6 protein-coding genes are annotated in these 10,445 nt (G+C 62.0%); 3 read left to right on the forward strand and 3 right to left on the reverse strand.

What is annotated here, in order from left to right:
* Positions 1 to 201: 201 nt before the first annotated feature.
* Both JNK74_27965 and JNK74_27970 read left to right on the forward strand, forming a co-directional pair.
* Entirely contained in the window at positions 202 to 4,536 is a 4,335-nt protein-coding gene (locus JNK74_27965; GenBank protein ID MBL7650026.1) for a leucine-rich repeat domain-containing protein, read from the forward strand.
* 291 nt (positions 4,537 to 4,827) lie between these two features.
* Positions 4,828 to 5,124, forward strand: coding sequence for a hypothetical protein (locus JNK74_27970; GenBank protein MBL7650027.1), 297 nt, complete (start codon positions 4,828 to 4,830; stop codon positions 5,122 to 5,124).
* 7 nt (positions 5,125 to 5,131) lie between these two features.
* On the opposite strand, the gene JNK74_27975 is transcribed toward JNK74_27970, so the two are convergent.
* The 3 genes from JNK74_27975 to JNK74_27985 all read right to left on the reverse strand — a co-directional run bounded on the left by JNK74_27975 (position 5,132) and on the right by JNK74_27985 (position 9,361).
* The gene (locus tag JNK74_27975; GenBank protein MBL7650028.1) at positions 5,132 to 6,169 is read right to left on the reverse strand and encodes an aldo/keto reductase; all 1,038 of its coding nucleotides are present in this window, start codon (positions 6,167 to 6,169) and stop codon (positions 5,132 to 5,134) included.
* A 131-nt stretch (positions 6,170 to 6,300) separates the two neighbouring features.
* A complete protein-coding gene (locus tag JNK74_27980; GenBank protein MBL7650029.1) occupies positions 6,301 to 8,103 on the reverse strand; it encodes a DUF4129 domain-containing protein in 1,803 nt (600 codons plus the stop codon).
* Positions 8,075 to 9,361 carry a DUF58 domain-containing protein gene (locus tag JNK74_27985; GenBank protein MBL7650030.1) on the reverse strand — a complete coding sequence of 429 codons (1,287 nt, stop codon included), beginning with the start codon at positions 9,359 to 9,361 and terminating at the stop codon, positions 8,075 to 8,077. The genes JNK74_27980 and JNK74_27985 overlap by 29 nt, the downstream gene beginning before the upstream one ends.
* A gap of 434 nt (positions 9,362 to 9,795) precedes the next feature.
* Here JNK74_27985 and JNK74_27990 point away from each other — a divergent pair, with 434 nt between their 5' ends.
* Positions 9,796 to 10,317 carry a hypothetical protein gene (locus tag JNK74_27990; protein MBL7650031.1) on the forward strand — a complete coding sequence of 174 codons (522 nt, stop codon included), beginning with the start codon at positions 9,796 to 9,798 and terminating at the stop codon, positions 10,315 to 10,317.
* Positions 10,318 to 10,445 lie beyond the last annotated feature (128 nt).

Raw genomic sequence — 10,445 nt, forward strand, 5'->3', positions numbered from 1 at the left:
CGATGGGACCTCTTTTGGAAAGAATACTTGGCCCTACAGCACGCCGCTTGAGCGGTAGTATTAAAACTGCACCCAAAACTTACGAGCCTGGCCGTAGGCGGCAACCCGCTGGTCGACTACGCGGCGATCTCAGAGCACACAGGATTAAAAGAACTCTACATCTGGCGCACCGAGCTAACAGATCTTTCCCCGTTGGCGAATTTGTCTGAGCTGACCAAGCTCCACGCGCAGGACAACAACATCACCGATCTTACCCCCCTGGCCAGGCTCACCAAACTCTACTCCCTCGACATCGCCAACAATGCGATAGTGGACGTCACCCCAATTCGCGAATTTGTACAGATGGAGTTGCTCTGGATCTCCAGCAACGAGATCGAGGACATTTCTGCATTGGACCGACTTACCGCCTTGCAGATGCTCTCCGCCCGGAACAACCATATCGGCGACATCTCTGTACTTTCACACATGCCGAACCTCGATTCCCTCGATCTCGAGTACAATGAGATATCGGATATCTCTTATCTAACTGACCTCGTGCAATTAAGAACGCTTGATCTGGACATCAACCGTGTTCGAGACCTCGCTCCCCTTGCGAACCTCCCGCTGCTTCGCACAGTGGAATTGCACAGCAATCCCATTCGGGACATTCAAGCCCTGGTAAACAACCCTGGGATTGGCGCGGGCGACACAGTCGCTCTTCAATGGACGCCGTTGAGTCAAGTCTCTCTGTGCTCCCATGTCCCCGCTCTGACTGGTCGTGGTGTTTCCGTCACTTTCACGGGCACCTGCGGCGCGGATGCCGACGGCGACGATCTCGCCGACGCCTATGAGGCGATTTCGAATACAAGCCCGACCAACCCCGACACGGACGGCGACGGTCTGAATGACGGTGATGAGCGAAGCCTCGGAACGAATCCCAAGGATTCTGATTCGGATAACGACGGCATGTTGGACGGCACTGAAGTCGGCGCGGGAACCGATCCGTTGGATAATACCTCCGTCCTGTCGGACGTCTACGTGGACGGCGCTTCCGGCAGCGACGACACGGGCGTGGGCACCCAATCCGCGCCCTGGGCGACCGTGGCCCACGCGGTGGACGCGGTGACGGGGACGATGGAGAACACCGTCTCCATTCACATCGCGAGGGGTGTCTACACGCATCTGAATGCGACGGGCGGCGCGCTGTGGCTGGACAGCCACGAACACCTGCTCGGCGGTTACGAGGCCGCGGGCTGGACGCGGGATGCAGATGCGAACGAGACGGTGCTGGATGCGTCGATCGCGATCAATGGGTCGCCAGCGCCGAATGTGATAGTGCTCGATGGCGTTTCCGATGTTCTCCTGGATGGATTGACGGTTACCGGTGCTTACGCGCCGGAGCAGGGCGCTGAAGGTTCGGCAGGTATCCTCGGCATTGACCTGGACGCCACGACCTTCATCAACAATTGCCGCGTCGTTCGAAACCGGGGTAGCATACTGGGCAGCGGCGGAATTCGGTTGTTCGGTTCCAGCCCCGTCATCACGAACTCCACCATTGCCAACAATTTCGCCTACGGATCCGGCGGCGGTATCCTCCTCACAGGCGCGCCCTCGCACCTGATCATGGACCGCTGCGCGATTAGCGGTAACCGCGGCTTCGGCGGCGGCATCGTCGTAGGTGAGGGCGCTACGGTGGCGATCACGAACAGCCTGATCAACGGAAACAACGCGGGCAGTTGGGGAGGCGGCGGCCTTGCGTTTGGCGGCGAAGCGGGCAGCGTGATCGCGAACACGACCATCGCCCACAACAATGCGGACTGGAACAGTGGCGGCGGCATTGAGGTTCACTCGGGCATGCCTCTGTTTGTCAATTGCATATTCGCGGGAAATCGAGACTACGCCATACTCGACTACACGCCTACCACGGGCCTCGTCCTCCGAAACTGCCTCTTCAATGGGAATCCGGAGGGGGACTATCGTCGCTTCGAATCCATTACACGCAACGGCGCTGCCGCGATCAATACCCTTGCCGGTGCAAGCGGCAACGTGGATGGCGACCCCGCCTTTGTGATTTCGCAGGGTGTCTGGACCCAAGCACACACCTACTCGGCGGCGACAGGCCGCACCACCCTGGTCGATGCCCAGGCATCATTTACGCCGGGCGCGCTGGCGGGCACGTACCTCGCGCTGTTTCCTTCCTCTCCCGATGTTCAACTTGTGGTGCACAGTAATACCGCAACAACAATTGAGGTGGTCGGGCAGGTATCGAACAGTATCGGTGTGGGCTCCGCTTATAGCGTAATCGACTACCACCTCGAGCCCGGCTCGGCCGCCATCGACATGGGTATCGACACGAGCGCGCCGGAGGACGGTGGTGTCCTTACCGACTTCGACGGCGTGGCGCGCGGTTTCGATGGCGATGGCCTGGGCGCGGCGACGGCGGATGGCTCGGACTATGACATCGGCGCGTATGAAAGTAACACGCCCGTGGATTCGATCACGGTGCTTGCCCCGAATGGCGGCGAGACTTTTACTCGCGGTACACCGGCGGAAATCCGTTGGAGCAGTGTGGGCAATGTGGGCACTTCGGTGAAGATCCTCATTCGCCGGGGCACCTATGTCGGCACCCTCTTCGGCGGGACGCCCAATGACGGTGTGCATACCTGGAACATCCCCTCGAACTACGCCATCGCCTCGGGCTATACCCTTGAGGTGGTGTCCGTGGCCAACCCGGCCATCAGCGACGCGAGCGATGCGGGCTTCTCCATCGCAGCACCCACGGGTCCGGCGGGAACCCTCACGGTGACGTCGCCCAACGGCGGCGAGTCCTATCTCCAGGGGGCCACCGTGCCCATTGCCTGGACGAGCACGGGCAGTCCCGGCGCCAATGTGGACATTCTCGCGCGGCGGGGCGCGGCGAGCGTCGTGCTGGTCTCGGCCACGTCGAACGACGGCGCTTTTAACTGGATCGTGCCGACGGATCAGGCGCCCGGAACAGATTACGTCATCGAGGTGCGCTCCAGCACGACACCCACGATTACGGACTCGAGTAACGCGCCCTTCAGCATCAGCGCGCCTCCGACCCTGCTCCTGAGCGCGCCCAATGGCGGCGAATCGTACCTCCAGGGCGCTACCGTGCCCATCGCCTGGACAAGCACGGGCGCGGTGGGGACGATTGTTCAACTGCTGGCCCATGGCGCGGGTCAGACCTTCTCCATTGACGCCGCCGCGACCAACGACGGCGCCTATGACTGGATGATCCCGGCGGGTCAACCGGCGGGAACGGACTACACCATCGAAGTGCGCGCGCTGAGCAATCCGGCCATAAACGACGCGAGCAACGCCCCCTTCACGATTCAGGCGCCGCTCCCTGCGGATTCCGTCACGGTGCTCTCACCCAACGGCGGCGAATCCCTGCTTCGCGGCGCACCGTTTCAGATTCGGTGGTCCACGACGGGTAATGTCGGCACGAGTGTGAAGGTCGTCATCCGTCGCGGCGCGTATGCCAGCACGCTTTTCGGCGGCACCCCCAACGACGGCGTGCAGACGTGGAACATCCCGGCCACCTATCCGGTCGCCTCGGGCTACTCCATCGAAATCAGCTCGGTGGCCAACCCCGCGATTAAGGACACGAGCTACGGAACCTTTGCAATCGGCGACACCGCGCCGGCGGCGTCGATCACAGTGACCGCGCCGAATGGCGGCGAGAGCTACCTGCAGGGCGGCACGCTACCGATCACCTGGACGAGCACGGGCGAGGTCGGTGCGAGTGTCGAGATCCTTGCCCACGGCGCGGGTCAGACCTTCAACCTCGCGGCAAGCACGGCCAACGATGGAGCTTTCGACTGGAGCATCCCAGCGGGTCAACCAACGGGAACGAACTACACGATCCAGGTGCGCTCCCTGGCCAACCCGGCCATCACGGACAGCAGCAACAGCACCTTCGGCATCAACGCCGCACCGCCGGCGGCGTCGCTCACGGTAACCGCGCCCAACGGCGGGGAAAGTTACCTGCAGGGCGGCACGCTGCCGATCACCTGGACGAGTACCGGGGCCGTGGGCACGATTGTCCAGATCTTTGCCCATGGCGCGGGCCAGTCCTTCACCGTCGACGCGGGCACAACCAATGACGGCGCCTATGACTGGGCCATACCGGCGGGGCAGCTTGTCGGGACCAACTACACCATTGAGGTGCGATCGCTATCCACCCCCGCCATCTCGGACAGCAGCAACAGCGCCTTCAGCATCAACGCCGCGCCGTCGGCCAGTTCCATCACGGTGATTTCGCCGAATGGCGGGGAAACCCTCACCCGCGGCGGCAGCGTGGAATTGCGCTGGAGCAGCACGGGCATCACAGGCTCGACGGTGAAGATCGTGATACGTCGCGGCGCCTACGTCGGCACCCTCTTCGGCGGCACGCCGAACGATGGTGTCCACAACTGGAACATACCCTCGACGTATCCGACGGGGACCGGCTTCACGATAGAAATCAGCTCCGTGGCCAATCCGGCCATCGGAGACGCGAGCGACGGATCATTCACCATCGCCACGCCCTGAATCGCCACGATAACAAGGCAGACGCCCCCGGCGCCGGCTCCCTATACTCGGGCCGACGCCGGGGCATGTATTTGATGAATCGGTCTGCCCCGTTTCCGTCGAATTCATTGCGAGACTGGACTGTATGTATCTTGTCCGTGCAATTGCGTTGCACGGTTCGGGGGCTGGAAAGCCCCGCTCGATACCCCCGAAGTGTCTGATGTCTTAACGCGATTGTCCGGTCCGCCCTTGCCTTTTGACGCCCGAGGGCGCTAGGATTGAGGTACAGGTAGTTTTTCAAAGGAGAATGGCATGGACGAGGGGCAGGAACATATTGCGGAGCTTCTGGAGGAGATGAACACCCAGCTCCGCCACATCAAGTGGATCCTGCTGGCGGGTCTGGCGGTGATGTCGATTCTTCTTCTGACGGTAATCGCCCTGATCTTCATGCCGATGGCCGGGCTCGCGCTGGCCGCATTCCTCATCATCACACCCACGGCGTATCTCTACTACATCTTCGTGAGCAATGCGCAGCAGCGGGAAGCCCGCCTGCGCCGACCAGCCAAGAAGAAGCCGGACCCCCTCCTTACGACGGAAGTCACGCAGTGACACGCGCTTAGCGTATCCGGCTGGTGCTTTCATCCTGCCAGAGATCGGCATTGTCGCCCATGGCGATTTTGAGCGGCCCGGAGAGTTCGTTGAGCCGGGCGATTGCGGCGGGGCCGAGCTTCAATTCGGCAGCGCGAATATTGCGCAGCACCTGATCGGGCGAGCGACCGCCGACTATGGCACTGGTGATCCCGGGCTGGGCAAGCACCCAGGCGATGCACAAGGTGGCAAAGGGCACGCCGATGGCGTCGGCAAATTGCCGCAGGTCCGTAATGGTTTCCATCAGCAGTGATTCAAAGCCGGCACCGCCGTGGCGCACGCCTTCCCGGCGTCCGCTGAAGTGTCGTGTGCGCCGACGGGCCACCGGCAGGGAGTCTATGGTGTCCCAGGGATGGGCGAGCAGCCCCTGCAGGAGGGGCATGTAGGCGAGCACCCCCAACTGCAGCCGACGACATGCGGGAAGCACTTTATATTCCGCGGCGCGGCTGACGATGTTGTAACCGATCTGATTGCACTCGGCGGTGCCGTGGATGAACCAGTCGTCCATGTCGAGTGGACCGAAATTGGACAGGCCAACGTGGCGCACCTTACCCTCGTTCTGCAGGGTGCGCAGGGTGTCGCAGGCCAGCATCACACTGGGTTGCACGGGCACGGGGTTGCCATGGAGGTCACGCACCGGCTTCTGTCGGAAGGGCCAATGAATCTGATACAGGTCGATGTAGTCGGTACCCAGGCGGCGCAGGCTGGCCTCGCAGGCGGCACGAATGCGCTCCGGGGTGCAATTATGGGGTAACACTTTGGTGGCGACCAGCACACGTTTTCGGTCCGTGCCCAGCGCCTGGCCGAGAACACGTTCCGACTCGCCGTTGCCATACACTTCGGCGGTGTCGAAGAGGTTGATGCCGCTGTCGATTGCCGCGCGCACCGCCTCCAGAGGTCGGTAGGGTGTGCCCCCTCCCCAGTATCCCTGGTCCCCCAACTGCCACGCGCCAAACGACAGGACGGAGACCTTAAGATGGGATACCCCAAGTTTCCGATACTGCATTCGAGCTTCCTTTGAAAAAAGAGTTTGTAGCACTAGTCTAGAGAATTCGGAATTGGCGGTTCAAGCCAATTAAATGGGACTCAGGGGGGCGTATGGGGCATGGGCCTTTGGAACTGGGGCCAGGGGAAGGGCTATCGCAACACGCGCCGCCTGGTCTGGTTGTAGGCGATCCAGAATTTGCGGAGGGCCTGCTCATCGGAAGGCTGAAGGGGCTGGCGGGAGTAGGCCGACTGGACGTAGAGCCGGGTCAATTCTCGGGCATCCTTCTTCAATTTGCGCAGGGGCCTGGGAAAGGCGTCGATGAACTCGTAGGGGGTTTGTCCGGTGCCCCGGGGCACGCCGAGATCGTAGGCGAGGGCGCCGAGGGCCTCGTAGGCATAGGCCACATGATCGTCGAGGGTCAGGGGCTCGTCGCCCTGGGGCTGGCCGAGAGAATTCTCGTACTGGCTGCTGGTGGCGATGCCGCGATCGATGCGGGGGCGCCAGCGAATCTTGGGCATGGACGGCACGCTGGTGATGGCGGAAAGGAGCTTCTCCAGCCGGTCGAAGAACCAGACGACGAAACGGGGGAAGCGATGGCGCCGCCGGGCGATCCAGCCCGCGCCGGAGGCCATCAATTTGAGTACGCCATAGAGCGCGAAAAGGCCGAAGAGCGCGAGGACGCCCTTGCCGAGATTGTCCATGAATTTCGACTGGGCCAGCAGCTCCATGGGCTTCGCGGTGGTGGCGGCGAGTTCGAAGGTGGAACCGCGGGTCCAGAAATCGGTCTGGTGCTCCTGCACGATGGCGATGGGCGGCAGGTCGGGTTTGCGGAGCTGGGCGGCGGCGAGCATGACCATGGCGGCCATGATGATGCCCAGGCCGATCCAGAAATAGCCCATGAGGGCGGGCATGGCGATCATGCGGGAGCGAAAGTATTCCCGGAGTCCGCCGAGGCTGGTGAGAAGGAGGAGCAGCAGCGCGGCCAGCGTGTAGATGCCCGCGTAGAGATGGCCGGACTGCACCCAGCTCTCCCCGCCCTGCTGGACGACGCGGATGCCGAGGGTGAAGATGAACATGACCGGTACGGAAAAGTAGAGGATGGAAATGCCGGGGTGCTTCGTGGAAAGGCGCTGGGATGCGTCGAGGTTGAATTTGGGCTTCGGCTTGGCTTTGGGCTTCCATCCCTCGGTCGGGTCGAAGGCTTCGAGCACGTTCATGGGCATGAATTCCTTGCCCTGGGCCCTGGCAAAGGCGGCGTGCTCTTCGGTTTCGTAGAGGTGCGCCAGGGGATCGGCTACCTCCGGGCGCAGCGATTGCTGAAACTTGCGCGCGGTGCCGGTGAGGATACCCACATCTCCGGCGGTCTTGTTTTCATCAATGCAGCACTCGTGGGTCAGGCGGTTGACCACCCACCAGATGAGCACCACCACGCCGATGTTGAAGGCGGTGGCGATCCAGGGCGCGTCGTTCAGAAAGTGGCGCGCGACGGAGCCGCTGTTCTCGTACAACGCGGACATGGAGAGGGTGTAAAGCCCCATGGTGCCCGCGAAAATGACGGGGAGCAGGTAGCCGTCCGGTGTGGCGTCCTTTGCGAGAATGCGGTTGGAGGCGACGATGCCCATGAGAAAGAAAAAGGCGACCCAGCGGAAGCTCTTGTCGTTCACTTCGGTGTAGATGAAGCGTACGTCGAGGAGGAAGAAGAGCACCGCGTAGCACATGATGAAAATCAGAAAGGGCGTCATGAAATCGACGATGAAATCGGTCATCGTCCGGGGCGGCGTGCGCACCGTGGGCCCCGGATCCCGCTTGAGGGACTGGAAATCGGTCGCCTTCGCGAACTCGCGCTCGTCGATCTCCTTCAGGTCGGGATCGACGGTGTTCATGAGCGAGTGGAAGTCGGTGCCCGCCAGCGCGGGGCGGCGCTTACCCAATTTTGGCGGGAGAGATTTCATGCAGACTGCGCTCGTGCTCGATATGGAAGACGTGGATGTTGTGGGGAGCCAGAAAACGGGCCGCTTCTTCGTAGGCCCGCTGATCCATGATCAGGAATACGCTGACATTGAAACCGGACAGTTTTATGGCGCCCAGGGCGTGGGCCATGCGCTCGGTGATGATGGGGGCAATGATCATGAGGGTGGCGTCGCGCGGGAGCATGTGGTACTGGTTCATCACGAGGTTCATGCCGTCCAGGCCATCGGTGGGTAACACTCGGGCGAGGTTTTCGATGATGCGCTGGGCCTGGTAGGGCGTGCGGGAGGTTTCCACGCACAGGGGGCTGATTCGCGTGCCCTGGAGTTCGCCTTCTACCTCGGCGTCCACCTCCTGGCGGCTCAGGGTCTCCCGCTTTTCGATCTCGTACTGGGCCACCTCGGCGGCATCACGGGCATTGGTAATCATGCCCACCTGTTCACCGGAGATTTGGAGCAGATAGGCGATGGAGGCCGTTGTGGTGATGGCCAGTTCCATGCGCTCCTCTTTGCGTTCGGGCTTGTAGCTTGCGTCGTGCAGATCGAGCACGAGCGTGCCGCCGATTACGCTGGAGGGTTCGTAGGTCTTCACGTGGAGCTTGCCGGTGCGCGCGGTGGCCTTCCAGTGAATGGTGTTCAAGGGATCGCCGGGGATGTATTCGCGGATGCTGTTGATGCGCGTGGGGTCGGTGTAGATCCGGTTGGACAGTCGCACGGGCCCGTGGGGGCGTTTGGTGGCCACGTTGAAGGTGTCGATATAGGCGACCGTGGGCAGCACGGAGAGGTAGTCCTGCTGCACGCCGGTGCGAAAGCGGCGCTGAAGCCCGAATAGATCGCCCGATTCCATCAGCAGCGGCCCGATGCGGTGATAGCCCCGGCGGGGACATTGAAGGCGGTATTCCAGGGTGACCGAATGGCCCGGCATGAGGAAGGCCAGTTGCTTATTTTGCCCCATGCGGGGGAAATCCTTCGGGTGGTAATCTTCGATGAAGATCCAGGGGATGGGCCAGCCGCGCTTGTTTTCCACCACCACCTTGATGGAGACCTCTTCGCCCTGAAGCGCGGTTTCCTTGGAGAGGGTCCGGGTGCAATCCAACCCGGAGAGCCAGGCGAGGGAGGAAAAGTGGGCCAGGCCGACGAGCAGCAGAAAGGTGTAGACTGCAAAGGCCATGTAGGGACTTTGCAGGACAAACGCCAGCCCCAGGGCGGCCGCCGCGACGATGAACCAGAAGAGATTTTGCATGGTGCGTCACTATAACACGGGGGAAGTGGAATGCAAAACCGTAGTGCTGTGGAAACAGGTGGGGTGGAAGGCTGGAGGCTGGAGGCTGGAGGCTGGAGGCTGGAGGCTGGAGGCTGGAGGCTGGAGGCTGGAGGCTGGAGGCGGCAGGCGGCATGCGGCAGGCGGCAGGCGGCAGGCGGCAGGCGGCAGGCGGCAGGCGGCAGGCGGCAGGCGGCAGGCGGCAGGCGGCAGGACGGAGGGAACTATCGGACCGATCTGACGGATCAGACTGATCGGAGGGATCTGATCGGTCTGATCGGTCTGATCGGTCTGATCGGTCTGATCGGTCTGATTCTCGACTTGACGCCTGTGACCCGGAACTTATAGCCTACAGCCTACAGCCTACAGCCTACAGCCTACAGCCTGAAGTCTGAAGCCTCAACCAAGCGGCAACCATGAGCCAACTGCAACCACGAGACCCGAAGACCGCCATTGGCGAGGTGCTGCCCCAGCGGCCTGCTTCGCCGACACTCTCCCCTGTGCATGCGCCGGGGGCGAAGCGTTACCTCGCCCCCATACTTCTGGTGGCCATGGCCACGACGATTAATGTGATTGCCTTTCTCACGCCCGACCCGGAGGCCCCCACGCCGGAGGCGGCGATGGTGAAGACGGAGATGTCGGTGGAAGACAAGATAACGGCGGCGGAGCAGCTCAAGACGCACGGCGATCAGCTCTACGAAGAGGGCTATAGCTGGGTGAACGACAATGACAAGCTGAAAGGGGCCCACGCGGCTTACACCAAGGCCTGGGAACTGATCACCAGCAAGCAATACCCCGAAGGCGGCGGCGAGGCGAGTCTCATCGCCGATACGGTCCAGTGCAGCATTCTGCAGGAACATTTGCGCATTCGGCTGACGACGCTGGATGAAACCTTCGCGCGGAATCAGAAGATTGAGGGGTATATCCCGAAGATCTAGGCTGTAGGCTGCAGGCTGCAGGCTGAAGGATGAAGGATGAAGGCTGAAGGATGAAGGCTGAAGGCTGAAGGCTGAAGGCTGAAGGCTGAAGGCTGAAGGCTGAAGGCTGAAGGCTGAAGGCTGAAGGC

The organism is Candidatus Hydrogenedentota bacterium, from assembly GCA_016791475.1.
In the GTDB taxonomy this organism is placed as follows: Bacteria; Hydrogenedentota; Hydrogenedentia; order Hydrogenedentales; family JAEUWI01; genus JAEUWI01.